22 protein-coding genes and 1 tRNA gene are annotated in these 24,592 nt (G+C 64.5%); 10 read left to right on the forward strand and 13 right to left on the reverse strand.

From position 1 onward, the window contains the following. Positions 1–17: 17 nt before the first annotated feature. Positions 18–1,238, forward strand: coding sequence for a glycosyl transferase (locus tag JET14_RS13575; RefSeq protein WP_024709131.1), 1,221 nt, complete (start codon positions 18–20; stop codon positions 1,236–1,238). 227 nt (positions 1,239–1,465) lie between these two features. On the opposite strand, the gene JET14_RS13580 is transcribed toward JET14_RS13575, so the two are convergent. From JET14_RS13580 to JET14_RS13610, 7 genes are all read right to left on the reverse strand, one after another. Beyond that, entirely contained in the window at positions 1,466–2,344 is an 879-nt protein-coding gene (locus tag JET14_RS13580) for an SMP-30/gluconolactonase/LRE family protein (RefSeq protein ID WP_200334205.1), read from the reverse strand. Positions 2,345–2,364: 20 nt separating this feature from the next. Next, positions 2,365–3,291: a 3-keto-5-aminohexanoate cleavage protein gene (locus tag JET14_RS13585; RefSeq protein ID WP_200334207.1), complete on the reverse strand. Its 927-nt coding sequence runs from the start codon at positions 3,289–3,291 to the stop codon at positions 2,365–2,367. A gap of 4 nt (positions 3,292–3,295) precedes the next feature. Beyond that, positions 3,296–4,237 (reverse strand): 3-hydroxyacyl-CoA dehydrogenase, encoded by a 942-nt coding sequence (locus tag JET14_RS13590; RefSeq protein WP_200334208.1) that lies wholly within the window; start codon positions 4,235–4,237, stop codon positions 3,296–3,298. Next, the gene (locus tag JET14_RS13595; protein ID WP_246750314.1) at positions 4,237–5,031 is read right to left on the reverse strand and encodes an SDR family oxidoreductase; all 795 of its coding nucleotides are present in this window, start codon (positions 5,029–5,031) and stop codon (positions 4,237–4,239) included. The genes JET14_RS13590 and JET14_RS13595 overlap by 1 nt, the downstream gene beginning before the upstream one ends. Positions 5,032–5,042: 11 nt before the next feature. Continuing rightward, the gene (locus JET14_RS13600; RefSeq protein WP_200334213.1) at positions 5,043–7,100 is read right to left on the reverse strand and encodes an ABC transporter permease; all 2,058 of its coding nucleotides are present in this window, start codon (positions 7,098–7,100) and stop codon (positions 5,043–5,045) included. Next, positions 7,097–8,656 (reverse strand): sugar ABC transporter ATP-binding protein, encoded by a 1,560-nt coding sequence (locus tag JET14_RS13605; RefSeq protein WP_200334215.1) that lies wholly within the window; start codon positions 8,654–8,656, stop codon positions 7,097–7,099. Before JET14_RS13605 ends, JET14_RS13600 begins: the two co-directional genes overlap by 4 nt. Positions 8,657–8,719: 63 nt before the next feature. Beyond that, positions 8,720–9,832: a sugar ABC transporter substrate-binding protein gene (locus tag JET14_RS13610; protein WP_200334217.1), complete on the reverse strand. Its 1,113-nt coding sequence runs from the start codon at positions 9,830–9,832 to the stop codon at positions 8,720–8,722. Between the two features lie 137 nt (positions 9,833–9,969). Here JET14_RS13610 and JET14_RS13615 point away from each other — a divergent pair, with 137 nt between their 5' ends. Next, the gene (locus tag JET14_RS13615; protein WP_200334219.1) at positions 9,970–10,662 is read left to right on the forward strand and encodes a GntR family transcriptional regulator; all 693 of its coding nucleotides are present in this window, start codon (positions 9,970–9,972) and stop codon (positions 10,660–10,662) included. A 154-nt stretch (positions 10,663–10,816) separates the two neighbouring features. Here the strand turns inward: JET14_RS13615 and JET14_RS13620 are convergent, their stop codons facing one another. From JET14_RS13620 to JET14_RS13630, 3 genes are all read right to left on the reverse strand, one after another. Next, positions 10,817–11,083 carry a hypothetical protein gene (locus tag JET14_RS13620; RefSeq protein ID WP_200338196.1) on the reverse strand — a complete coding sequence of 89 codons (267 nt, stop codon included), beginning with the start codon at positions 11,081–11,083 and terminating at the stop codon, positions 10,817–10,819. A 386-nt stretch (positions 11,084–11,469) separates the two neighbouring features. Next, positions 11,470–11,546, reverse strand: a tRNA-Arg gene (locus tag JET14_RS13625). A gap of 257 nt (positions 11,547–11,803) precedes the next feature. Then, entirely contained in the window at positions 11,804–13,294 is a 1,491-nt protein-coding gene (locus tag JET14_RS13630; protein ID WP_200334221.1) for a sensor histidine kinase, read from the reverse strand. Between the two features lie 256 nt (positions 13,295–13,550). Between JET14_RS13630 and rpmH the strand changes: the two genes are divergently transcribed. From rpmH to argB, 5 genes are all read left to right on the forward strand, one after another. Further along, positions 13,551–13,691 (forward strand): 50S ribosomal protein L34, encoded by a 141-nt coding sequence (gene rpmH / locus JET14_RS13635; RefSeq protein ID WP_024708326.1) that lies wholly within the window; start codon positions 13,551–13,553, stop codon positions 13,689–13,691. 15 nt (positions 13,692–13,706) lie between these two features. Further along, positions 13,707–14,102 (forward strand): ribonuclease P protein component, encoded by a 396-nt coding sequence (gene rnpA, locus JET14_RS13640; protein WP_024708325.1) that lies wholly within the window; start codon positions 13,707–13,709, stop codon positions 14,100–14,102. A 1-nt stretch (position 14,103) separates the two neighbouring features. Continuing rightward, positions 14,104–15,909, forward strand: coding sequence for a membrane protein insertase YidC (gene yidC / locus JET14_RS13645; RefSeq protein ID WP_200334223.1), 1,806 nt, complete (start codon positions 14,104–14,106; stop codon positions 15,907–15,909). 118 nt (positions 15,910–16,027) lie between these two features. Then, a complete protein-coding gene (yihA, locus tag JET14_RS13650; RefSeq protein WP_200334225.1) occupies positions 16,028–16,678 on the forward strand; it encodes a ribosome biogenesis GTP-binding protein YihA/YsxC in 651 nt (216 codons plus the stop codon). A gap of 89 nt (positions 16,679–16,767) precedes the next feature. Further along, positions 16,768–17,655 (forward strand): acetylglutamate kinase, encoded by an 888-nt coding sequence (gene argB / locus JET14_RS13655; RefSeq protein ID WP_024708322.1) that lies wholly within the window; start codon positions 16,768–16,770, stop codon positions 17,653–17,655. A gap of 45 nt (positions 17,656–17,700) precedes the next feature. On the opposite strand, the gene JET14_RS13660 is transcribed toward argB, so the two are convergent. The 3 genes from JET14_RS13660 to JET14_RS13670 all read right to left on the reverse strand — a co-directional run bounded on the left by JET14_RS13660 (position 17,701) and on the right by JET14_RS13670 (position 21,753). Then, a complete protein-coding gene (locus tag JET14_RS13660; protein ID WP_246750315.1) occupies positions 17,701–19,206 on the reverse strand; it encodes an MFS transporter in 1,506 nt (501 codons plus the stop codon). Positions 19,207–19,288: 82 nt separating this feature from the next. Continuing rightward, positions 19,289–20,767 carry an MFS transporter gene (locus tag JET14_RS13665; RefSeq protein ID WP_200334227.1) on the reverse strand — a complete coding sequence of 493 codons (1,479 nt, stop codon included), beginning with the start codon at positions 20,765–20,767 and terminating at the stop codon, positions 19,289–19,291. A 71-nt stretch (positions 20,768–20,838) separates the two neighbouring features. Next, on the reverse strand, positions 20,839–21,753 hold the full coding sequence (locus JET14_RS13670) for an EamA family transporter (protein WP_200334229.1): 915 nt from the start codon (positions 21,751–21,753) through the stop codon (positions 20,839–20,841). Positions 21,754–22,026: 273 nt separating this feature from the next. On the opposite strand from JET14_RS13670, the gene JET14_RS13675 reads away from it, so the two are divergent. The 3 genes from JET14_RS13675 (at position 22,027) to dapD (ending at position 24,551) form a co-directional block, all read left to right on the forward strand. Then, on the forward strand, positions 22,027–22,758 hold the full coding sequence (locus tag JET14_RS13675; RefSeq protein WP_200334231.1) for a pyrimidine 5'-nucleotidase: 732 nt from the start codon (positions 22,027–22,029) through the stop codon (positions 22,756–22,758). A gap of 89 nt (positions 22,759–22,847) precedes the next feature. Beyond that, on the forward strand, positions 22,848–23,474 hold the full coding sequence (locus JET14_RS13680; RefSeq protein ID WP_200334233.1) for a hypothetical protein: 627 nt from the start codon (positions 22,848–22,850) through the stop codon (positions 23,472–23,474). 225 nt (positions 23,475–23,699) lie between these two features. After that, a complete protein-coding gene (gene dapD / locus JET14_RS13685) occupies positions 23,700–24,551 on the forward strand; it encodes a 2,3,4,5-tetrahydropyridine-2,6-dicarboxylate N-succinyltransferase (protein WP_200334235.1) in 852 nt (283 codons plus the stop codon). Positions 24,552–24,592 lie beyond the last annotated feature (41 nt).

Genomic DNA, 24,592 nt, shown 5'->3' on the forward strand with positions numbered 1-24,592 from the left:
CATCAGGAGCGCCCGCAATGGCTGATTTTCATCAAAATGGCGTTGTCGCAACGCTTCACAATCTGCGCGAGCGTTCGCTGCACCGGGTCGAGCGCGAACTGACCAGCTTCTCGGCAACCCGGCCGATCACCCTGATCCTGCCCTCGCTCTTCTCCGAGCTCGAGGCCGAGGCGCTCGACAATATCGTCAACCACCTGACGGAAGTGCCCTATATTTCCAACATCGTCATCGGCCTCGATCAGGCCGATGAAGAGCAGTACCGCTACGCGCTGAAATATTTCAGCCGCCTGCCGCAGAACCACGCCGTGCTCTGGAATGACGGACCGCGGATGCAGGCCGTCCACAACCGTCTCGGCGATGCGGCGCTCGCGCCGCAGGAGCCCGGCAAGGGCCGTAACGTCTGGTACTGCATCGGCTATGTGCTCGGCGCGCGCAATTCCTCCGTGGTGGCGCTGCATGACTGCGACATCGTCACCTATTCGCGCGAGATGCTGGCGCGGCTTGTCTACCCGGTCACGAATCCCGCCTTTCCCTACGTCTTCTCCAAGGGCTACTACCCGCGCATCGCCGACGGCTCGCTCAACGGCCGCGTCACCCGGCTTCTCGTCACGCCGCTTCTCCTGAGCCTCGAGAAGACCATCGGTCACCAGCCCTATCTCGATTATCTGAAGGCCTTCCGCTATCCGCTCGCCGGCGAATTCGCCATGCGCACCCATATCCTGCCCGATATCCGCATTCCCTGGGACTGGGGGCTGGAAATCGGCGTTCTCTCGGAACTGTGGCGCAACTATTCCAACGCCGCGATCTGCCAGGTCGATATTGCCGACGCCTACGACCACAAGCATCAGCCGCTGTCGCCGGAAGATGCCAGGAAGGGGCTGTCGCGCATGTCCACGGATATCTGCAAGGCGGTTTTCCGCAAGCTGGCGACCGACGGCGTAACCTTCTCGCAGGAAACGCTCAGGACCGTGAAGGCCTCCTATTTCCGCACCGCGCTCGATCTGGTCGAGATCTATCACAATGACGCCCGCATGAACGGGCTTTCGACGGATCGCCATAAGGAGGAGCAGGCCGTCGAACTCTTCGCCACCAACCTGATCGAGGCCGGCAATTCCTTCCTTGAGGAACCCGACGCCACGCCGCTGATGCCGCGCTGGAACCGCGTCCTGAGCGCCCTGCCCGACATTCTCGACGAGATGCAGGCCGCCGTCGCCGCCGATATGGCGGAATACGGCTAGAGCGCCGTGCATCCATTCGGATGCACAAAGGACGCTCTAACCTATTGAATCTACGCATCGTGCTTTCCGAAAATCGATTCCGATTTTCGGGCCGATGCTGTAAGCAGCCGAAACGCCGCCGGATGATGAACCGGCCGGCAGGCGCATCGGCTGGCCCGCACATTCCTTCAGCTTCCCGGAAGGCCGCCGGCGCATGCGCCGGTCGGGCGCCCTTCGGCCCGCCGCGTTCAGCCGCCGAAGCGCGGTTCGGGCAGGCCCCTGATCCCGAGCCCCGTGATCGCGAACAGGCTCCCGCGCAGAACGCCGTCACCGGGAAAGCGCGGCAGCGGCGGCTTGGCCATCGAGGTGACATAGAGCACATCAAGGTTCGGCCCGCCGAACTGCACGCTGGTCACCTTCTTCACCGGCATCTCGATCTCGCGGTCGAGCGTGCCGTCGGGCGCATAACGGCAGATCCGGCCGTCATAGACGAGCGCCAGCCAGTAATAGCCTTCGGCATCCACCGTCGCCCCGTCCGCAGCGCCGCCATTCGAGGTATCAACCTTCGTGAAGGTCCGGCGGTTCGAAACCGCGCCCGTCCCGATATCGTAGTCATAGGCCCAGACCTCGCCGGTCCAGGTGTCGGTGAAATAGAAGGTCCTGTCGTCCGGCGCGAAACAGGGGCCGTTCGAGCAGATGATGCCGTCGTCGACCTTGGTGACGCTGAAGTCCGGATCGACCCGGTAGAGCGCGCCTTTCGGCCCCTCTTCCATCATGTCCATGGAGCCGGCGAAGAACCGCCCCCTGCGGTCGCATTTGCCGTCATTGAGGCGGGTGGTATCCATTCCCGGTTCGGGGTCGTGCAGCAACTGGCAGTCGCCGCTTTCGAAATCCAGCAGATGGAAGCCCTTGTCCAGCGACACGATGGCGCCGGAACCATCCTTGCGCAACGCCATGGATCCGATCTTGCCCGGCACGTCCCACGCGCGCAACTCGGTGCCTTCGGCGGTGCAACGGAACACCCGTCCGTCCATCGAATCGATGAAATAGAGCCGCTGGCTCTTCACGTCCCAGACCGGACCTTCGCCCAGCGTGGTCTTCACATCCAGCAAAATGTCGATCTTCATGTCCGTTCTCTCCCTCCCTGTCAGAAATTCACCGCGTGGCCGCCCTTGAGCGCGAGCATCGCCCGGGCCTCGTCGGGCGTGGCGATCGCGAGCCCCAATCCCTCGACGAGGGCGCGCGCCTTGGCGACCTGCTGGGCATTGCTCTCCGCGAGCTTGCCGCGGGCAATCCAGATGCTGTCCTCAAGCCCCACGCGGATATTCCCGCCCATGCTCACCGCCTGGGCGGCGATGCGGAACTGGTCCTTGCCGGCGCCCAGAACCGACCAGCGGAAGTCGCTGCCGAACAGCCGGTCGGCGGTCCGTTTCATGTGCATCACGTCCTCCGGGTGGGTGCCGATGCCGCCCAGAAGCCCGAAGACCGACTGCACGAAGAATGGCGGCTTCACCAGCCCGCGATCGGCGAAATGGGCGAGGTTGTAGAGATGCGAGATGTCGTAGCATTCGAACTCGAAACGGGTGTCGTTGCCGTAGCAGGTCTCCAGCACATATTCGATATCCTTGAACGAATTGCGGAACACAAGATCGCGCGAGCCTTCCAGGTGCTCGCGCTCCCATTCATGCTTGAACTCCTTGTATTTCGCCAACAGCGGGAAAAAGCCGAAATTCATCGAGCCCATGTTGAGCGAGGCGACCTCGGGTGACCACTTGGCCGCCGGTCTGGTGCGCTCGTCCACGGTCATGTAGGGCGAACCGCCGGTGGTGATGTTCACGACCGCGTTGGTCGACTGCTTGATGCGGCCGAGAAAGGGCGCGAAGGCTTCCGGCGACTGATCGGGCTTGCCGGTCTTCGGATCGCGCGCATGCAGGTGCAGGATCGCGGCCCCGGCCTCGGCGGCGCCGATGGCGGCCTCGGCGATCTCGTCGGGGGTGATCGGCAGGTATTGCGACATGGTCGGGGTGTGGATGGCGCCGGTCACGGCGCAGGTGATGATCACTTTGTCGGGCATGGTCTCAGTCTCCGATTTCCTCTGCGGCGCGCCGTTTGTGGGCGGCAAGGGCCATAAGCCGCCGGTCACGCCAGGCTTGCCGGTCGGCGATGTTTTCTGCGGGAAGCGCGGCGCGGCGCTCTGCCTCGATGCGGTCCAGCACGACGCCGCGCCAGTCGGCGGGGGGCTGTCCGGAGAGGCCGTCATAAATGCCGGCATAGCGTTCGACATATTGCCGCACGCCCTCAGGGGCGTTGAGGTCGATCGTCTCGAACGGGCCGATGAACGACCAGCGCAGCGCAAGGCCCTCGCTGAGGCCAATGTCGATGTCCTCCGCGCTGGCATAGCCGTCGGCAACCAGCCGGAAGGCCTCATGCAACAGCGCACCCTGCATCCGGTTCATGACGAAGCCATCGATCTCCTTTTGCATGACGATGGGGCGCATCCCCGCCGCGCGCAGCATGGTCGCCGTGCGTTCGACCAGCGCCGGATCGGTCCATGGCGCGGGCACCAGCTCCGCCGCCGGCACCAGATAGGCGGGATTGATCGGATGGTTGACCATGACCCGGTGACGCCCCGCAAGCCCCTCGGAGATCGCCGAGGGCAGCAGCGCGGAAGACGACGAGGCGAGCACGGTTTCCGGCCCGGCGATCGCGTCGAGCCGCGCGAAGATGGCGCGCTTCACGCCAATTTCCTCGAACGTGCTTTCCTGCACGTGTTCCGCCCCCTCCAGCGCCTCTTCGAGCGTGGCGACGGGGCGGATGCGGGCAAGTGCCTCCTCGGCGGCGCAATCGATGAGGCCGAGCCGTTCCAGCTCGGGCAGCATCGCCGCAGCAAAAGCGCGCGCGGCGTGCGGCGCTTCGGCGTTCTCGTCCCAGAGCCGCACTTCGTGGCCGGCGCGGGCGAAGACGATGGACCAGGCGCGGCCGATCAGGCCAGCGCCGATGCAGGCGACGGGGGCGGGCATCACAGCGTCTCCACATTGCCGTCGACAGGGAAGCTCTGCCCCGACAGGTTGCGTCCGGTATCGGCGATCAGGAAGGCGGCCATATCGGCGACATCCTCCGGCGGGGTCATGCGCCGCAGCGAGACGTTGGACAGGTAGCGCTCGGTCATCGCCTCGTGGCTGACGCCGGTCTGCTCGGCGCGGGCGGCGATCACCTTTTCGATGCGCGGTCCGGCGATGATGCCGGGCAGGATGGCATTGGCGCGGATATTGTCCGGCCCCAGTTCCTTGGCAAGGCTCTGGGTAAAGCCGACGACGCCCCACTTGGCAGAGGCGTAGGGCGTGCGGAAGGCATAGCCGAACTTGCCCGCAGAAGACGAGATATTGACGATGGCCCCACCGCCGGCCGCGCGCAGCATCGGCACGGCATAATGGGTGCAGAGGAACTGTCCGGTGAGGCAGATGTCGATGCAGCGTCGCCAGTCGGCGGTCGATATCGCGTCGACGCCGCCGGTCGGGCCGGCAATCCCGGCATTGTTGACCAGCGCATCGAGCCCGCCCATGCCGGTCTCGATGGCCTTGAAGAATGCCGCGACCTGGGCCTCGTCCGAGACGTCGGCCAGCATCGCGACCTCGGCGCCAAGCGCGGCGGACGAAGCCTTAAGCGCCGCCGGATCCACGTCGCAGATCGCCAGCCGGGCGCCCTGGCGGGCGAGTTCGCGGGCGATGCAGAGGCCGATGCCGCCTGCGCCTGCGCTGATCGCGATGCGTTTTCCGGAAAGGCCGGGCAAAATCATGCGGGGGGTGTCGTTCATGGCAATCTCCTTCATTCGCGCAGGGCGATAACGGCCATCAGGATGACGAGGCCGAAGAACACGGATCGGAAGGCAAAGGGCAGCGAAGTGCCCGCAAGCAGTGTCTGCATCGCGGTGAGCAGCAGCGCGCCGCCCAGCATGCCGGCATAGTGCCCGCGCCCGCCGGTGATCAGCGCGCCGCCGACCACCACCACGGCGATCGAGGGCAGCAGGTAGTCGTCGCCCATGCCGAGGCTCGCCTGTCCGGAGAACCCGGCGAGCAGGACGCCCACCAGCGCGGCGCAGAGCGCCGAGAGGATATAGACCGAGACGATCACCCGCCCGGTGCTGACGCCCGAGAGACGCGCGGCGAGCGCGCTGTTGCCGACGGCGTAGACGCGCCGGCCGAATACCGTGCGCCCGAGAAGCAGGATCGCCGCGGCGGCAAAGGCGATCATGAACAGGATGACCGGGGTCACGCCGAGCACCTTGCCGGTCATCAGCCAGCGCAGCGCAGGCGGGGCAAAACCCGCCGGCGTGCCGCCGGACCAGATCAGCGCCGCGCCCTGCAGAATGCCGTTCATCGCCAGCGTCACCACGATCGGGGACAACCCGAGCGCCACCACGCCAAGCCCGTTCGCCAGCCCGATCAGCGCCGCCACCGCGAACACCACCGGCAGTGCGACCAGAAGGCCAGCGTCCTGACCGCCGACCAGACCCGTCATCAGCACGCCCGACAGCGCGATGCACCATGGCAGCGACAGGTCGAGCCCGCCGGTCAGGATCACCGCGCCCTGGCCCAGCGCCAGGATGGCGAGGAAGCTTGAAAGCACCAGCAGCGAGTCCCAGTAGCGCCATCCGGTGAACACGCCTCCGAGAACCAGATGCGTCGCGACCAGCACCAGGACGAGGCAGAGCCAGGCGGGGAGCGCATGCCGCAGCGTCGCGCCGTGGCGTTGCATGAAGCTCAGCTTGAGCGCGGCGTCTGCAGGCTCAGTGAAGGCGAGCCTGCGATCCGCCTTCGGCCGTTGCGACACCAGCCAGCCCTTGCGGCGGGCGGCGAGCGCGTCCTTCAGCTCGCGCAAGCGCTGCGACAGCGGGCTGTCCTTGCTCATTGAACCGGCCAGAACCGCGATCAACAGCACGGCGCTTTCCGCAATCGTGGCGTAATAGGCCGAGACATTGAGTGACAGCAGAAGGTTCACCACGATCATCAGGATATAGGCCCCGAAAATCGTGCCGGGTATGCCGCCCTTGCCGCCGCCGAGCCGGGTGCCGCCGATGACGACGGCGGCAAAGGTCGGCAGCAGCAGTGCGTTGCCCGCCAGCGGATCGCCGCTGCCGGTCTGGGCGCTGACGAACACGCCGGCCAGACCGTAGAGCCCGCCTGCGAGCATGTAGGTGAAGAAGGTGACGGCGCGGGTGTGAAGCCCCGTCGCACGGGCGGCCTCGGGATCGCTTCCCACCGCATAAAGCGTCACGCCGAAGGCGGTGCGCTTGAGCCAGAGCCAAGCCAGAACCAGAACGCCGAGCAGGGTCAGCGGCGCGGGCAGCAGGCCCGGCAGGGTGTCGCCGAGATAGACCGAAGCGAGCGACGGCGCAACGAAGCCGCCGGGTGTCGCCATCACCAGAAGGGTCAGTCCCTGGACGATGAACATGACCGCCAGCGTCACCACGATCGGCTGGAGCCGCATCACCGCGACGAAAAACCCGTTCACCGCGCCGACGCCCATGCCGATCGCGATGCCGATGGCCGTCCAGAGCGGCACGGAGGCCTCCATGTTCGCCGGATCCATCGACGTCGCGAGCACCGCGTTGACCAGCGACACCACGGCGCCTGCCGAAAGGTCGAAGCCACCGGAAAGGATCACCAGCGTCTGCCCGGCGGCAGCAATGGCCGTGGTGGCTCCGCCGCTTGCCAGAAAGGAAATGTCGAAATAGCTCAGCGGGTACGGGCTGAGAAAGCTGTTGAGCAGCATCAGCCCGGCAAACACCAGGGCGGCGACAATCACCGCCTGGGCCCGTTTGAGGCTGCGCAGGCCCGGCAGCCGGGCGGCGCGCGGGGCAAAGGAAATGGGCTGATCGGTCATGCCGGGTTCTCCCGCCGGTCGGAGGGCTTCGAACCGTGAAGCGGATCGCTGCCCCCGAGCGTCGCTTCCATGATGGCGTTCTCGGTCAGGGCGCCGCCTTCGAGCCAGCGGCTCACGCGGCCCTCGTAAAGCACCCCGACGCGGTCGCACAGATGCACCAGTTCGGGAATTTCGGTCGAATGCAGCAGCACCGAACCGCCCGCATCCGAATAGGCGCGCAGAAGCGCGTAGAGCTGTTCCTTGGTGCCGACATCGATGCCGCGCGTGGGGTCGAAGAGCAGCAGGATGCGGCTTTGCGCCACCAGCCACTTCGCCAGCACGATCTTCTGCTGGTTGCCGCCCGAAAACGCGCCGGCGGGCAGGTAATGCGCGCGTTCATCGACCTCGACGGCGGCGAAGGCGCCGGCAGCGGCGCGCGCCTCTGCGGCGTCATCCAGCAACGGACCGCGGCAAAACCGCGACAGCACCGGCAGGCTGACATTCTGCCGCCCCGGCAGCTTGAGGAACAGGCCCTGCGTCTTGCGTTCCTCGGGCACCAGACCGATGGCGACGGAAGACTGCAGCGCGTCGGCGGGCGAGCGCAGGTGCAGCGGCGCGCCATCCAGTTCGATATGGCCCGCATGCAGGTGTTCCTGGCCGAACAGCGCCGAAAACAGCGCCTCCTGGCCCATGCCCTGCAGCCCGGCAATGCCGAGGATCTCACCCCGGTGCAGCGCGATGTCGGCCTCCTTCAGCTTTGGCCCGGCCGACAGGGCGCGCGTCGCCAGCACCGGTGTTTCACCATGCCTGTCGCGCGGGGCGCGCGGCGGCGGGAAGGCGTTCTCCACCGAGCGTCCGATGATCATCTCCACCACTTCGGCATCGGTGACGTCGGCTACTTTCGCCGAATGCACCGAGCGCCCGTTGCGCAGGATGGTCAGCGTGTCGCAGAAGGCGCGCACCTCGGGCATGCGGTGCGAGATGAACAGGACGGTGATCCCCCGCGCCGCCGCATCGGCGATGATCCGTCCGAGCCAGTCCACGTCGCCGCCGGAAAGGGCCGAGGTCGGCTCGTCCAGCAACAGGATGCGCGGCTTGCGATAGAGCGCGCGGGCAATCTCGATCTTCTGGCGCGATGCGAGCGTCAGTTCGCCGGCCAGAGCATCAAGGTCGACGGGAAGGTCGAGCGCGTCGAAATGGGCGGTTACGGCGCGACGGGTGCGCCCGCGGTTCAGCGTTGCGAGCGGCGTCCATGGCGCGCGCGGCAGCAGCATGTTGTCGAGCACCGTCAGGTCTGGCACGAGGGTCAGTTCCTGGAAGGCGGTCTGCACGCCCGCCGCATGGGCGTCGCGCGGCGAGCGCAACGCGACCTGCCGCCCGTCGATGCGAATGTCGCCGGCATCGGGCCGCACAAGGCCCGACAGCAGCTTCATCGTGGTCGATTTGCCCGCGCCGTTCTCTCCCAAAAGCGCGTGGACGCGTCCGGGAGCGACGGAAAACGCGACCTGGTCATTGGCCACAGTTGGTCCGTAGGCCTTGGTCAGGCCCGAGACCGCGACGGCGGGTGCGGATGACATGGCGTCCTCGAAAATTCCGTGGAAGGGTCCGGCGACGCCCGGCCGCCGGATCGGAACGCTGGATCAGCGCTCGGGCTGACCGACAAGGGCCGCGTTCAGCCCGAGTTGCGGCAGTTCTTCCGAGAAGATCGACGCGAACCAGCCCGGGTTTGAGACGAGCCCCGGCTGGAAGACGTTGCAGCCGGCCTTCTGTTCATCCCAGCTCCCGGTTTCACACAGCTCAACCGTCTCGTTGGTGACCAGCGGCAGCGGCAGGGTGGTGTGCTGCGGGATTTCGGCCCCATCGAGCTTGTCGACCGCGAGCTTCAGTGCCAGCGCGCCGGAATAGGGCGGAGAGGCGTAGGAAATCCGCGCCGCGCCCATGGGCGCATAGGGGGCCGCGGCGCCTTCGACCGCGCTGTCGGCCGGCAGCATCTGGATGCGCCCGCCGTTCGAGCCTTCGCCGGCGCAGGGCAGCAGGTCTTCGGGCGCCTGGCCCGCCTCGAGCTGCATGGCGTTGGCGGTGTAGCAGCCGACCTGCATCCACAGGCCGTCGATCTCCGACCAGTCGCGGGTCGCCATCAGCTTGTTGAGCTCGGTCCGCGCCACCGCCTGGCTCCACATGCCGACCGCCTCGCCGACGATATTGATGCCCGCGTGTTCGGCAAAGACGGCCTTGGCCGCCGCGGTCCTGGCCGTGTCGACCGAGGTTCCGGGAACCCCCGTGACCATCACCACATCGCCCTCGCCGCCCATCGCCTCGACAAGCCATTCGGCCGTCTTGCGACCGGCTTCCGCCTGGTCGATGGTGACGTTATAGGCGCAGGGCTCGGTGATCTCGGCGTCATAGGCGATGATCGTCACGCCGCGCGAGCAGGCGCTGCGCACCACGCTGTTCAGCGCCGTGGGCGAGATCGGGTAGACAACGATCGCATCGGCGCCGGCCTGCACCATGGCATTGATCTGCTGGATCTGACGCTGGGCATTGGGGCCCGCCACCTGCACCTCGAGGTTCACGCGGTCCCTGTAGTCTTCCGAGGCGGCCAGCGCCTTGATCATGTTCGAGGCTTCGGCCTGCCAGTCATTGCCGATATAGCTCATCGACAGGTAGATGTCGTAGGGCTCCGAACCCTGCGCCTGCACGGTTCCCGCAAGGCCGACGGCGCAGGCTGCGCCCGCAAGTATACGTCCAATCATAGCTTCCTCCCTTGGTGGGCGACTCTCCCGATCGCCCGACAGGACTCAAGATTAAATATCTTTGATCAAAAGTCAAAACATCTTTCTCTTTGACGTGAAATTTCGTAGCTTTGTCAGCGGAACAAGAGGATTTCGCCATGCTCGAGAACGTGACGCCGTTGAAAAAGGAGACGCTTCAGGCCCTGGTGCACCAGCGCCTGTGCGACCTCATTCTCCAGGGAGAGATCGCGCCTGGGGAATCGGTCACCGTGGCGAGCATCGCCAAGGCCCTGAACGTCAGCCCGATGCCCGTGCGCGAGGCGATTTCACGGCTGATGGCGCTCGGCGCGCTGACGGTGGTTTCCGGCCGTTCCATCGGCGTGCCCGTGCTCGGAGCGGCGCAGCTGGAGGACCTGCGCAGGGTCCGCTCCGAGATCGAGGCCTCGGCCGTCACCTGGGCGGTCGCGAACCGGTCTGCGGCGTTCGAGAAGCGGCTCGAGGAGCTGCTGGAACGGATGGAAGACGCGGAAGCCAGGGGGCAGGTGCGGGACTTCATCCACCGCAATTACGAATTCCACTTCGCCATCTACGCGCAGGCGGGTTCTGCTCTCATGCTCGAGATCATCGGCACGCTCTGGCTGAGGATCAACCCGCAATTCCACCTGTTGCAGCGGCACGGCCACTACAAGGCGTCAAACCGGCAGCACCGCGCGCTTTACGAACGGATCTGCGCGGGCGATGCAGAGGGCGCGGTGTCGGCCCTTCGGGAGGACATAGACAGCGCCTATGCCGTTCTCGTCAAGACGCTGGAAGAACGCGGGTCGCGCGCCGGCCAGACGCTGGCGCGATAGAGCGCCGTGCGTCCATTCGGATGCACAAAGAACGCTCTGGCTTATTGAATCGACCCATCGTGCTTTCCGGGAAACGACGCCGCCCGGATCGAACCGGCTGCGTTCTCGGCGAAGCGTGAACAGTCAGGATCGCTCTGTTTCCACCAAAAAGCTGTCATTCCGGCTTCGGGGCACCGGCAGCACGCTCGGCGAGCGTTTGCTGTTCGTCGGCCTCGCGCGCTCTCTTCTGCTCCTTTTCGCCGTCGTAATGCGACTTGATGGCGAAGAACATGGCCGTGCCCAGCACGCCAAGCTTGAAAAGACCGAGGACCACGGGAACCCAGTTCATCGTTTCCACTCTCCATTGCTGCTGTTTTCGCGGCGTCGCCTCGAGACGATGGGCAGCCTCGGCGCGGCGGTGACGGATTGTCTCCCGGAGCATGTCCGCGTTTCCCCGAATCGCGAATACGCTCTGACCTTTTGTTTTTCCGCGCCTCCGGTGGGAAATCCGGTCTCCACTTTTTCTGCAAGCGCTCTCGTCTGGCGACGGCGTGAAACGGGCTTTTCCCGGGACACGCCATCGCCCGCCCCGACTATGCCGTCAGCCCGGCTCAATCAAGCCGACGCCCCGCTACAAGTTGACGCATATCAAGAAGCCGGAAGCAACGCAGTCTGCCCCGCCCCGCAGACAGCAGGGCCTGGAAACAATGGGCGCGCGCAACGTCCCTCGCCGATACTGCACGGGCAGAGGCAAGCGGCACGATCGCCGAATCCGTGCGAGCCATGAAACAGATCACGCAGATCAAGGGAAAGTCATGTCGGTAAAAATGGCGCGCTCGGGAAGATTCGAACTCCCGACCCCCAGATTCGTAGTCTGGTGCTCTATCCAGCTGAGCTACGAGCGCTTGCCTTGCGATGCGCCGCGTCTTGTCTGCGGCGTGCGAGAGGGCTTCTAGAGCCTTCGGATTTGGAATGCAAGCGGTTTCCGGAAAAAACCTGTCATTTTTCTGAAACACGCGCGGGGCCGACCGGTTGCGGTCCTGCGGCGATGTCCGGACGTCAAGGTCTGACGCATTAATTCTCTTATAAAATCAACTGCATAATGCACATCTCGACACCCGGAACGAGAGAGGCAAAGCGCCCCGGAGAGACGCCGGGCGGCTCAGGCGCCGGTCTCGCTGCGCCAGTTTTCAAGCGCCACCGGGCGGTCGGGAATCTCGATGCGGAACAGGGTGCCCTGCCCCGCCTTTTCCACCAGCGCGATCGTGCCGCCATGGGCGAGCACCAGTTCGCGGGCGATCGCGAGGCCGAGCCCCGTGCCGCCGCTGCGCACGCCGCCCCTGAAGGCGGCGAACAGGTTTTCGCGCGCCTTTCGCGGCATGCCGGGGCCGGTATCATCGACGGACAGAGAGACGACGCTGCCGTGGCGCTGGGCGGAGACGATCAGGCAATTGAGCGTGTCGCGCTTCTCCTCGGCCTGCTGCGTCAGCGCCTGGACGCTGTTGCGGCAGAGGTTGAAGACCACCCGGAACAGCTGCTCGGGATCGGCATCGACCTTCAGATCCTCCGGCACGCGGTTGATCCAGTCGATCGGCTGCTCAGCGGAAAGCTCCAGATAGTCGTGCACGTCGTTGATCAGCTCGAACAGCCCCACCATCTGCCGTTTTGGCTCGGCTTCGGAGACCTGGCCATAGCTCAGCACCGAGCGGGAATAGGCCGCCGCCCGGTCGATGGCGCGCAGCAGCTTCGGCGCGACGCGGCGGACCACCGGATCATCGGTCCCCGCGATCCGGTCCGACATCAGCTGGGCAGAGGCCAGGATGTTGCGCATGTCGTGGTTGATCTTGGACACGGCCAGACCGAGTTCGGCCAGGCGCTTCTGCTGGCGCAGCGTCTTCTGCAGCTCGCTCTGCATAGACGCGAGATGGCGGCCGGCGATGCCCAGTTCATCCGTGGTCTCTTCCGGGCGATAGACGCTTTCCGGCAGATCCGGATGATCGGAAAAGGCCTGCATGTTGGCGATCTGGCGCCGGAGCGGCCGCACCAGGATGGCGTTCAGCCGGAAGAAGATCAGCATCGCCGTGAAGGTCGACAGGAGAATGCTCAGGAGGAAGATGTTGCGGGCATAGACGAGAAGCGCATGGCGAAGCTCGTCATCCGAGATCACCAGTTCGATGATCGCGTCGCTTTCGCCGATATGGCCGAAGACGCGAATGGCGCGGTCGCCGCCGAACAGCAGTTCGTCGAAGGCATCGACCACGGCATCGACCGGGCCGACATCGGTCAGGTCGTAGGTCTTGGCGATTTCCGGCGGCATGTCGGTGATGGCAAGAAGCTGCGAGGCGCCGTCTTTCCTGAGCACGATCGCCTTGGTGCCGGTCGCCATCAGCGTCTCGTCCTGCAGCGCGCGCGGCAGGACCTGCGGCTGCAACCCGTCGATCACGGTCGCGGCGGCGGCGGCGGTGCTCAGCCGGTCGTCCAGCCATCTCAGCCGCATGCTGGCCAGCGAGGGCACGAAAAAGACGACTTCGGCGGACATGATGATCACGACCGTCAGCGCCAGAATGCGGCCCGACAGGCCCGACAGAAAACCGGGAACGGCGACCGCGTCGTCAGGCGCGTCCTGCGTCTTCCGGGAACTCGCCCTCAGCATCGCATGTCTCCGGTTGGATAGGTTGAGAGATCATAGACCAATCCCCGACAGGACAAAACCGCCATATTTGAGGCACTTGCAAAGTCTCCCGCCCGGCATGATTGACAATTTGCGACCCTTTCCCTTATAAGCCGCGCAGTTTCCGGAAGCCTTGGCCCGCCTCACCAGGCGGCGTTCATGCCGGCAACATCATCCACACGCTTCAACTGCTCCGGCAGTTCACCAAGAAGGGCCGCACACCGCGGTATTTAAACAAATGTCTACCAAGCGTACCTATCAGCCTTCCAAGCTTGTTCGCAAACGCCGTCACGGCTTCCGTGCCCGCATGGCCACCAAGGGCGGCCGCAAGGTCCTCCAGGCCCGCCGCGCGCGCGGTCGCAAGCGTCTTTCGGCTTAAGGGCTGAAAGCCCCGATGGCCGGACCGGACGACAATGCCGAGATGGTTGTCGGGCGGCTCAAGACCCGCCCGCAATTTCTGGCCGTCCAGAAAGGCGAACGGCGGAAAGGCCCGCTGTTTCTGCTGGAAGTACTTGACCGGCGCGAGCCCCTGGAAGGGCCCCGCGTCGGTTTTACTGTGACCAAGCGGCAGGGAAACGCCGTCGAGCGCAACAGGATGCGCCGCCGGCTGAAAGAGGCTGTGCGCCTCAAAGGCGCATTTGCAATGCAACCCGGTTGCGATTATGTCGTTGTGGGCCGTCGGGAGGTGCTCGACGTCTCTTTCGCGATGCTCGCAGATGAGCTGGAATCACGGATTTCGAAATCGCCCCGAACCGGACGGAGCCGCAAGGCGTCCGCACCAGGAAGATAAGATGGAAAACAACCGCAATTCTGTCATTGCGATCGCGCTCACGGTCCTGGTCGTTCTGGCCTGGCAGTTCCTGTATATGGGTCCGCGCCTGGAAGAGCAGCGCGCCGCGCAGGAACAGGCAGCCCAGCAGCAGGCGGCCCAGGAACAGACCGTTTCAACGAACAATGGCGCCGGCTCCGGCACTGCCGGTTCTTCCGCGACCGGCGCCAGCGGCGATGCCGTGTTCTCCCAGGCCGGCGCCCAGCAGGAAACGGCGCCGCGCGTCAAGATCGACACGCCGGCGCTTTCCGGCTCCATCAACCTTGCCGGCGCGCGCATCGACGACATCAAGCTCAAGGACTACCACGTCACCGTGAACCCGACGAGCCCGATTGTCACGCTGTTCTCGCCGGCCGACACGGAGAACGGCTATTTCGCCGAGCTTGGCTTTGTCCAGGGCGAGAATTCCGGTTCGGTTCCCGGTCCCCAGACCGTCTGGACGCTTGAAAAGGGCGATACGCTGACGCCGTCAACGCCCGTCGAGCTGTCCTATACCAATGAGTCCGGCCTGACCTTCAACCGCACGATCTCCATCGATGACGATTACATGATCACGATGGACGACACGGTGACCAACAGTTCGGACAAGCAGGTGACGGTCAATCCCTATGGCCGCATCACCCGCTTCAACCTGCCCGACGAACCGTCGGCCTGGGTGCTGCACGAAGGCTTTCTCGGCGTGATGACGCCCGACGGCGGCATTACCGAGGACACCTACAAGAACGTGGCCGATGAGAACGAGACCTATACCGGGTCGAACGGCGGCTGGTTCGGCGTCACCGACAAATACTGGGGCACGGCGATCATTCCCCAGTCCGACATGAACTACGACGTCCGTTTCTCGCATTTCACCGACGGCCGGGCGCGCTATCAGGCGGACTATTCCGACAATCAGCCGCTGACCATCGCCGCCGGACAGTCGGCCGAGCTGCAGACCAAGGTTTTCGCCGGGGCCAAGGTCACCAACATCCTGACCCAGTACCAGAAGCAGTACAACATTCCCCTGTTCGACCGCATGATCGACTGGGGCTGGCTGTGGTTCATCACCAAGCCGCTGTTCCAGCTGATGGATTTCATCTACCACCAGGTCGGCAATTTCGGCGTCGCGATCCTGATCACGACCGTCATCATCAAGCTTCTGTTCTTCCCGCTCGCCTCCAAGCAGTATGCCTCCATGGCCAACATGAAGCGCATGCAGCCGAAGATGACCGAGCTGAAGGAACAGTATGGCGACGACCGCATGGGCCTGCAGAAGGCCATGATGGAGCTGTACAAGAAGGAAAAGATCAATCCCGTGGCCGGCTGCTGGCCGGTGCTGTTGCAGATCCCGATCTTCTTCGCCCTCTACAAGGTGCTCTACGTCACCATCGAAATGCGCCATGCGCCGTTCTTCGGCTGGATCCAGGACCTTTCCGCGCCCGATCCGACCAGCGTCTTCAACCTGTTCGGCCTGCTGCCCTGGGGCGTTCCGGCCTTCCTGGCGATCGGCGCCTGGCCGCTGATCATGGGCTTCACCATGTGGCTGCAGATGCGCATGAACCCGACGCCGCCGGACAAGACGCAGGCGATGATCTTCAACTGGATGCCGGTGGTCTTCACCTACATGCTGGCGCAGTTCCCGGCCGGCCTGGTGATCTACTATGCCTGGAACAACTCGCTCTCGATCCTGCAGCAGTCGATCATCATGAAGCGCCACGGAGTCAAGATCGAGCTGTTCGACAATCTGAAGGGCCTGTTCCGCCGCAAGAAGCCGGCCCCGTCGGAATAGTCGCCTGCCCGTTCCCGCATAAGGGGATGACGATCAAGACAACGCGTTGCCGGAAAGCCCCGGCAACGCTCCTGCCCGGCGCTTGGCCGGGCTTTTTCTTTCGTGGTAGACAAACGCTATGACCCAGCCGATCGACAAAGACGCCGCCCTGTTCGCCCGCCCGTGGATCTTCATCCGCGGCGTGCCGTCGATGAAGTTCCTGCCGCCGGAAGGCCCGCCCGAGGTCGCCTTCGCCGGGCGCTCCAATGTCGGCAAGTCGTCGCTGATCAACGCACTGCTTGCCCAGAAGGGGCTGGCGCGGACCTCCAATACGCCGGGCCGCACCCAGGAGCTCAACTATTTCGTGCCCGACGGCTATTCCGGCGAAGGCGAGGACCTGCCGCCGATGGCGCTCGTCGACATGCCCGGCTATGGCTATGCCCAGGCGCCGAAGCAACAGGTCGACCAGTGGACCAAGCTCGTCTTCGACTATCTGCGCGGTCGCGCCACGCTGAAGCGCGTCTATGTGCTGATCGACGCCCGCCACGGCATCAAGAAGAATGACGAGGAAGTGCTCAACCTTCTCGACAAGGCCGCCGTTTCCTACCAGATCGTGCTGACCAAATCCGACAAGATCAAGCCGCCGGCGGTCGAGAAGCTCCTTGCCGCCACAGCCGAGAAGATCCGCAAGCGTCCCGCCGCCTTCCCCGGCATCGTCGCGACCTCCTCGGAGAAAAATGCAGGTCTCGACGATCTCCGGCTGGCGATCCAGCAGACCGTGGCCGGCTGAGACCTGCGTTTTACTTCCCGCCGCAATATTCACTATGGCCCGCGGATGCGCTAAAAGGCCGCGAGGACCAAAGCACCCCGGGGTATTCCATGTCATTGTCGGAAAGCGAAGTTCAGGCACGTCTGCTGGTGCAGGCGCTGCCCTATATGCAGAAATACGAGAACAAGACCATCGTCGTGAAATATGGCGGCCACGCCATGGGCGATGCGGAACTCGGCCAGGCCTTCGCCAGCGACGTCGCGCTTCTCAAACAGTCGGGCGTCAACCCGATCGTGGTCCATGGCGGCGGCCCGCAGATCGGCAACATGCTGAAGCGCATGGGGATCGAGTCGAAGTTCGAGGGCGGGCTGAGGGTCACCGATGAGGCCACAGTCGAGATCGTCGAGATGGTGCTGGCCGGTTCGATCAACAAGGAAATCGTGGCGCTGATCAACCAGACCGGCGAATGGGCGATCGGTCTTTGCGGCAAGGACGGAAACATGGTCTTCGCGAAGAAGGCGAAGAAGACCGTCATCGACCCCGATTCCAACATCGAGCGCATTCTCGATCTCGGTTTCGTCGGCGAGGTCGACACGGTCGACACCACGCTGCTCGATCTTCTCGCCAAGTCCGAGATGATCCCGGTGATTGCCCCCGTCGCTCCCGGCAATGACGGCCATACCTACAACATCAACGCCGATACCTTTGCCGGCGCGATCGCGGGCGCGCTGCGCGCAACCCGCCTTCTGTTCCTGACGGACGTCCCCGGCGTGCTCGACAAACAAGGCGAGTTGATCAAGGAACTGTCGGTGGCCGAGGCGCGCAAGCTGATCCTCGACGGCACGATTTCCGGCGGCATGATCCCCAAGGTCGAAACCTGCATCGAGGCGATCGAGGCCGGCGTCGAGGGCGTCGTCATCCTCAACGGCAAGGTCAAGCACTCGGTCCTGCTCGAAATCCTCACCAAGGGCGGCGCGGGCACGCTGATCGTGCCGTAAGGCGCGCGCTCCCGCTTGTCTTTTCGACGCCCTGCACAGGTTGCCTCAAGCAATGTGCGGAGCGTTTTCCTCTGCGGCGGGCGCCGCTGCGCCCGGCTTGCGGTCGGCAGGCAGCAGAAGCGCGAGCGCTATAACCCCTACATAGGCAGCGAGATTATAGATCAGCGCCATGGCGAAGGCGCTGACATAGGCCGGGTGGTTGTCGGCGCCGGCCTGCAGCGCCATGCCGAGACGGGCGAAGAAGATGCCGCTGACGATGGCGATGCCGAAGGCACCGCCGAGCTGCTGCACGGCCTGGAGCGCGCCGGAGGCCGACCCCGCCTCCTCATGCGGCACGCCCGACAGGACAAGCTGGAAGATCGAGGCGATGGCGATGCCGAGGCCGAGACCGGAGACGATCAGCGGCGCGAACAGCGCCCAGCGCGACACCTCGTCGCCGACGCCGAGCACATAGAGCCTGAGCCAGAACATGCCGACGCCGAGCAGCGCGATGCCGAAGATCACCCGCGGCTTCAGGTAGGTGTGGCCGATCCGGCCGCTGATCAGCGACGCGGTGAACACGCCGAGCGAAAAAGGCACCGTGGTCATGCCCGATTTCAGGGCCGAAAAGCCGAACCCCACCTGCAGGAAGATCGCGAGGCAAAGGAAGAAGCCCGGAAGCGTGGAGAAGAAGAACAGCGCCATCGAGCCGCCGACCATGAAGTTGCGGTTCTTCATCAGCTGGAACGAGAGAAGCTGCGGCTTCTTGCGGGCGTTCTGCCGTCGCTCCCAGAGCACAAAGGCGAGGAGCACGGGAAAGGCCGCGGCCATCATGGCAAAGCACCAGAGCGGCCAGCCGAAGGTGCGGCCTTCCACCAGCGGAAAGATCAGCATGAACATGGCGACCGCGATCAGCAGAATGCCGAGATAGTCATTGCGGGTATCGGCACGGCGCGGCGTTGACGGCACGAGCTTCGCGCCGGCGACGATGGCGAACAGGCCGATGGGCAGGTTGATCAGGAAGATCGCGCGCCAGCCGAGGCCGAACAGGCTGTGCTCGACGAGAAATCCACCAATGATCGGCCCGCTGACGGTCGCGATCCCCGCCATCATGCCGAAGAAGCTGAAGGCGCGGGCGCGCTCGTGCGGCGCGAACATCACCGTCGTCAGCGCCAGGACCTGCGGCGTCATCATCGCCGCCGAAAACCCCTGGAACAGGCGGGCGAGCACCAGCATCAGCGTGGTGTGCGAAAGCCCGCAAAGGGCGGAGCCGAGCGTGAAACAGGCCACGCCGGCGATGAACATGGACTTCTTGCCGACAATATCGCCGAGCCGCCCGAAGGGCAGAAGCGCCAGCGCGAACATCAGCACATAACCGGCGACGATCCATTCAATCGCGGAGTTGGAGGCGTTCAGCCCCTCCTGGATCGACGGCAGCGCCACATTGACGATGGTGACGTCGAGCATGTTCATGAACACCGCCGACAGCAGCACGGCGAGCGCCGTCCAGCGGCCCGGGTTCTGCTCGGTCGTCGCGCCGCTCGGCGCGGTCTCCGTCTGACTGGAAGCCAATGGGATCTCCGCATCTTGGTTGAAGGGCCGTCACCAATTGGGCGAGGACGGCGGAAAAGTCAATTGTCGGCGGGCCCGCCCGTCAGCCGAGCATCATGCCCTCGGCCGCCGGCTTTTCGCCGGACGGCTTGACGGACGGCATGAACAGCGCGGCGGCAAACACCGTCGCCATGGCGAAGATCATGTAGCCGATGCCGGCGGAAAAGCCGGCGACATAGGCATCCGGCGTTGCCGCGCCCGCCTGCTGGCGTGCCGCGATGACGGAGAAGAACAGGGCGCTGGCAATGGCGATGCCGAGCGCGCTGCCCGCCTGCTGGATGGCCTGCAGCGCGCCGGAGGCAGAGCCCGCATCGCGGCCCGGCACATCAGCAAGGATCGTCTGGAACAGCGGCGAGGCCGTCATGCCGAGCGAAAAGCCGCAGATGAAGAGCGGCGGGGCAAAATCGAGGATGGCGAGGTGCTGGTCCGCCCCGAGGACGACGAAGAACAGCATGACATAGCCGGCCGCCATCGTCGCCGATGCCGCAAGGATACGCCCCTTGAGGAAACGGTCGGAAAGGCGGCTGTTGGTGAAGGCGGAGAGGAAGGCGCCGAGCGGAAAGGGGACGGTGGAGAGACCCGCCTCGAGCGGGGTGAAGCCAAAACCCTGCTGCAGGAAGAGCGCGAAGGTCATGAACAGGCCCGCCGGCGTCGAGTAGAACACCAGCGCGACGAAGCCGCCGAGGCGATAGCCGTGATTGCGCATCAGCGAGACCGGCAGAAGCTGCGACAGGCCCCTCCGTTCGCGTCGCCGCTCGAAGACATAGAAGGCGGCAAAGGTCGGAAAGGCGGCAATGATCATCGCGAAGCACCAGAGCGGCCAGCCGAAGCGGCGCGCCTCGACCAGCGGGAAAATCAGCAGCACGAAGGCGGTCGCGACGATCAGCACGCCGGTGACATCGAGCGAAGACCGTTCGCTTGATACAATGTCGGGAATGAGAATGCGTCCGGCAATGACGGCGGCAATGCCGACGGGCACGTTGATGTAGAAGATCGAGCGCCATTCAAGCCCGAAAAGGTCGATCGCGATCAGCCAGCCGCCGATCAGCGGACCGGAGACGATGGCGATGCCGCTTGCTGTCCCGAACAGCGAGAAAGCGCTGGAGCGCTCCCTGGAGGCAAACATGTCCTGCGCCAGCGCCAGGACCTGCGGCGCCATGATTGCCGCCCCCAGCCCCTGGCAAAGGCGGGCAACCACCAGCGCCGTGATATTGGGCGCGGCGCCGGAACAGGCCGAGGCCAGGGTGAAGAACCCCACGCCGAACAGGAACATCCGCTTCTTGCCGATGATGTCGCCAAGCCGTCCGCAAGGCATCAGCGCCAGCGCGAAGACCATCACATAGCCGGCGATGACCCATTCCAGCGACGAGCTGTGGGCATCGAGATCCTTGCCGATGACCGGCAGCGCCACATTGACGATGGTGGCATCGAGGAGGTTCATGAAGGCGGCCGCGATCAGCACAGACATCGCCAGCCATCGCCCCGGATAGGCCGGCGCTTCCGTCTCAGGCGCTTGCGTCATTCATGTCCCCGTTCGGATTGGTTGTCCCCTCTCCCATCCTTTGCCGCTCGCGGCGGACGAGTCAATCAGACCTATGCCAGAAGCAGCGTCAGCACGCCGAGGACGACGAGCGCGCAACCAATCGCTTCGGCCCCGGTCATCTTCTCCTTGAAGACGATGACCGAGGTGGCGAAGGAGAACAGCATCTCCACCTGCGCCACCGCCTTGACGATCGCCGCCTGCTGCAGGGTCATGGCGATGAACCAGCCGAAGGAGGCCGTCGCGCCGACGAAGCCGACGGCGAGCGCCGGTCGCCAGGCCCTTGCGACCTTTACCAGTTCGGCGCGATCGAAGGCCAGCATGTAGACAAGCATGGCAACCGTCTGCACGGCGATGACGATAACCAGCGTGAAGGCGGCCTGCATGATCGCGTCGGGCTGCGGCAGGCTTGGCGCGAGCGCCAGAGAGGCCGCGCGATAGGAGACAGCCGAAAGCCCGAACAGCGTGCCAGATGCGATGCCGACCAGCGCCGTGCGGGTCAAAAGCCCGCGAATAAGCCCGCCAAAGCCCATGTCGTTGCGCGACAGCGAGATCAGCATGACGCCGGCAATCGAGATGAGAATGGCGGCAATCGCGGCGAAGGATATGGTCGCGCCGAAGAAGATGAAGGCGAGGATGGCCGCCTGCGCCGGCTCGGTGCGCGAATAGGCGGTTCCGACCACGAAATTGCGGAAGGAAAACAGATAGACCAGCAGGAAGGTGGCGCCGATCTGGCCGACGGCGCCGATCAGCGCCCAGAAGGCGAAGTCGCCGTTCGCCGCCGGCACAGGACGGTCGAGACCGAAAGCCAGGAAGGCGAAATAGAGCGCGGCAAAGGGCAGGCCGAAGCCGAAACGGGTGAAGGTGGAGCCGAGCGTCGCCATGCGTCCCTTCAGATATTTCTGAAGCGTGGAGCGCATGTTCTGCAGAAAGGCGGCGGCGAAGGTTATGCCGATCCAGAGTTCCATGGGATGAAGACCTTGCGAGGCGGGAAACCGAAGGGGTGGAGTTCAGTTCACGCTCGCTTAAAGCCTGCCGCAGGCGGTCTTGCAGAAATTCGCGAAAAACCGGGCCGGCAGGCGCTTTCTGTCCTGCAGGATGATCGCGCCGCAAGGCGAAAAGCTGATCGATCCGGTTTTCATGGCTTCGGCTTAGCACAGTCTCGTCCGACCCGGAAGCAGGCCGCCCGTCCTTGACGGAAATCAGTTTCCTTCCCGCGCCGGCTCTGCCATAAGCGAGCCATGACGAAAACACATCCCGACGCCGCCGATTTCATGACGATCCGTGACTGGGTCTTCGATCTCGACAACACGCTCTACCCGCATCATGTCGACCTCTTCGCCCAGGTCGATCGCAACATGACCGCCTATGTTTCGGAGCTTCTTTCGCTGCCGGAAGACGAAGCGCGCGTGCTGCAGAAGAGCTATTACCGCGACCACGGCACGACGCTGCAGGGGCTGATGATCAATCACGACATCGACCCCAACGACTTTCTTAAAAAGGCGCACGAGATCGACTATTCCGTGCTCGAGCCGAACCCGGTCCTGGGCGCGGCGATCAAGGCGCTGCCGGGACGCAAGTTCATCTTCACCAACGGCTCCGTGCCGCATGCGGAAAAGACCGCCGAGGCGCTTGGCATACTCGACCACTTCGATGACATCTTCGACATCGTGGCGGCCGGCTTCACCCCGAAGCCCGAGGCCGATGCCTATGCGAAATTCCTCCGTCGCTCCGGCGTGGATACGGACCATGCCGCCATGTTCGAGGACCTGCCGCGCAATCTGCGGGAGCCGAAGGCGCTCGGCATGAAGACCGTGCTGATCGTTCCGCCCAATCTGGAATACGGCTTCGCCGAGGCCTTCGAACGACTGGACGACGAAACGGCCCATATCGACTATGTCACCGAGGATCTGACGGGCTTTGTCGGCGCCGTGCTGGCCTTCCATGGTGAACGGAATATGAATTACAGATAATTCAGCTACCTTGCGAATAATTAAGTCGTCCCGGCGGCGGCGCTCGCCTACCTTCATTTTGTCATCAAGGCAAAACGAGGATTTGAGCCATGACCGTGAAGCATCTGACCCTGACCGCACTCGCAACGTCACTGGCCTTCGGCGCGACCGCCATGCCGGGCGCGGCGCGCGACATGCGCGGCCCCGCCCCCGTCGAACGCGGCTATATCTTTCTCTTGAAGACTGCCGACGCCGACAAGAACGGAAAGATCACCGAGGAAGAGGTGGCGGCCTTCCAGGACGGTCGCTTCACGGCGATCGACGTCAATGGCGACGGCGTGATCACGCCCGGCGAATTTGCCGACTACCGCAAGGCGAAGATCGCCGAATTCCGCAAGAACAATCCCCGGCCCGAGGCGCGCGGCGAAGAGCGCGCGGCCATGGCCAAGGATCAGGATGACGACAACCGGCAGGGCTTCAAGCCGCACATGGCGATGCGCGACGGCGGCTACCACCGGATGGGCCCCGATGGCGAGCGCCGCCGGGGCGAATGGAACGGCCATCATCGCGGCGACATGCGGCGCGTCTTCTTCGTCCGCGCCGACAGCGACCGCAGCGGCCAGATCTCGCAGCAGGAATTCGCCGCCTTGTCCGCGAAGATGTTTGCCCGCATGGACCGCAATGGCGACATGGTGATCACCGTCGACGACCTGCCGGATCGCCCGATGCGCTGGTAGACATTCCGCACACGCTCTTTAGACCGTCTCCATCGGTCGCGCCCGATGCGCTTCATCGGCATGCCCTCGCCTCCCGGCGGGGGCATTTGCGTTTTCCGCCGATGAACCTCAAAGCCGTCGGCAAAGATTGACGCACTGGCGCGCCTCGCCTAGAGCAGTGGGACAGCTTGGAGCTTGACGGATTCTTCCGCGCCGATCAGACGCGACATTGACAAGGACGACCACATGACCGACCACGCATCGCTTGAAAAAACCATCGAGACCGCATTTGAAAATCGCGCCGAAATCTCCGTTTCGACCAGGGGCGAAGTGCGCGAGGCGGTCGAGGATGCGCTCAACCTGCTGGACAGCGGCGAGGCACGCGTTGCCGAGCGGCAGGAACACGGCGCCTGGAAGGTCAACCAATGGCTGAAGAAGGCGGTTCTGCTCTCCTTCCGCCTGAACGATATGGAAGTGGTCAAGGGCGGTCCGGGCGATGCCACCTGGTGGGACAAGGTGCCCTCCAAGTTTGCGGGCTGGGGCGACAACCAGTTCCGCGCCGCCGGCTTCCGCGCCGTGCCCAACGCCGTGGTGCGCCGCTCGGCCTATATCGCGCCCGGCGTGGTGCTGATGCCCTCCTTCGTCAATCTCGGCGCCTATGTCGATGAAGGCGCGATGGTCGACACCTGGGCCACCGTCGGCTCCTGCGCCCAGATCGGCAAGAATGTTCACCTTTCCGGCGGCGTCGGCATTGGCGGCGTGCTGGAGCCGATGCAGGCCGGCCCGACCATCATCGAGGACAATTGCTTCATCGGCGCGCGCTCGGAAGTCGTCGAGGGCTGCATCGTGCGCGAGGGTTCGGTTCTCGGCATGGGCGTCTATATCGGCAAGTCGACCAAGATCGTCGACCGCGCCACCGGCGAGATCACCTATGGCGAAATCCCGCCCTATTCGGTCGTCGTCGCCGGCACGCTGCCCGCTGCCAAGCCCATGGGCAACGGTGCGCCGGGACCGGGCCTCTATTGCGCCGTCATCGTCAAGCGCGTCGACGAGCGCACCCGTTCCAAGACCGGCATCAACGAGCTTCTGCGCGACTGATATCGGCAGAAAAGGACGAAGCGCTGCCGGAAAACGCCCGG

The organism is Martelella lutilitoris (assembly GCF_016598595.1).
Lineage (GTDB): Bacteria > Pseudomonadota > Alphaproteobacteria > Rhizobiales > Rhizobiaceae > Martelella > Martelella lutilitoris_A.

Coding starts and splice junctions, on each gene's coding strand:
- JET14_RS13610 (WP_200334217.1), bottom strand. CDS start 9,832: ATGATTGGACGTATACTTGCGGGCGCAGCCTGCGCCGTCGGCCTTGCG.
- JET14_RS13590 (WP_200334208.1), bottom strand. CDS start 4,237: ATGCCCGCCCCCGTCGCCTGCATCGGCGCTGGCCTGATCGGCCGCGCC.
- JET14_RS13670 (WP_200334229.1), bottom strand. CDS start 21,753: ATGGAACTCTGGATCGGCATAACCTTCGCCGCCGCCTTTCTGCAGAAC.
- JET14_RS13675 (WP_200334231.1), top strand. CDS start 22,027: ATGACGAAAACACATCCCGACGCCGCCGATTTCATGACGATCCGTGAC.
- JET14_RS13605 (WP_200334215.1), bottom strand. CDS start 8,656: ATGTCATCCGCACCCGCCGTCGCGGTCTCGGGCCTGACCAAGGCCTAC.
- JET14_RS13680 (WP_200334233.1), top strand. CDS start 22,848: ATGACCGTGAAGCATCTGACCCTGACCGCACTCGCAACGTCACTGGCC.
- JET14_RS13580 (WP_200334205.1), bottom strand. CDS start 2,344: ATGAAGATCGACATTTTGCTGGATGTGAAGACCACGCTGGGCGAAGGT.
- argB (WP_024708322.1), top strand. CDS start 16,768: ATGTCATTGTCGGAAAGCGAAGTTCAGGCACGTCTGCTGGTGCAGGCG.
- JET14_RS13595 (WP_246750314.1), bottom strand. CDS start 5,031: ATGAACGACACCCCCCGCATGATTTTGCCCGGCCTTTCCGGAAAACGC.
- JET14_RS13615 (WP_200334219.1), top strand. CDS start 9,970: ATGCTCGAGAACGTGACGCCGTTGAAAAAGGAGACGCTTCAGGCCCTG.
- JET14_RS13620 (WP_200338196.1), bottom strand. CDS start 11,083: ATGCTCCGGGAGACAATCCGTCACCGCCGCGCCGAGGCTGCCCATCGT.
- yidC (WP_200334223.1), top strand. CDS start 14,104: ATGGAAAACAACCGCAATTCTGTCATTGCGATCGCGCTCACGGTCCTG.
- JET14_RS13575 (WP_024709131.1), top strand. CDS start 18: ATGGCTGATTTTCATCAAAATGGCGTTGTCGCAACGCTTCACAATCTG.
- yihA (WP_200334225.1), top strand. CDS start 16,028: ATGACCCAGCCGATCGACAAAGACGCCGCCCTGTTCGCCCGCCCGTGG.
- JET14_RS13630 (WP_200334221.1), bottom strand. CDS start 13,294: ATGCTGAGGGCGAGTTCCCGGAAGACGCAGGACGCGCCTGACGACGCG.
- JET14_RS13585 (WP_200334207.1), bottom strand. CDS start 3,291: ATGCCCGACAAAGTGATCATCACCTGCGCCGTGACCGGCGCCATCCAC.
- dapD (WP_200334235.1), top strand. CDS start 23,700: ATGACCGACCACGCATCGCTTGAAAAAACCATCGAGACCGCATTTGAA.
- JET14_RS13600 (WP_200334213.1), bottom strand. CDS start 7,100: ATGACCGATCAGCCCATTTCCTTTGCCCCGCGCGCCGCCCGGCTGCCG.
- JET14_RS13665 (WP_200334227.1), bottom strand. CDS start 20,767: ATGACGCAAGCGCCTGAGACGGAAGCGCCGGCCTATCCGGGGCGATGG.
- rnpA (WP_024708325.1), top strand. CDS start 13,707: ATGGCCGGACCGGACGACAATGCCGAGATGGTTGTCGGGCGGCTCAAG.
- rpmH (WP_024708326.1), top strand. CDS start 13,551: ATGTCTACCAAGCGTACCTATCAGCCTTCCAAGCTTGTTCGCAAACGC.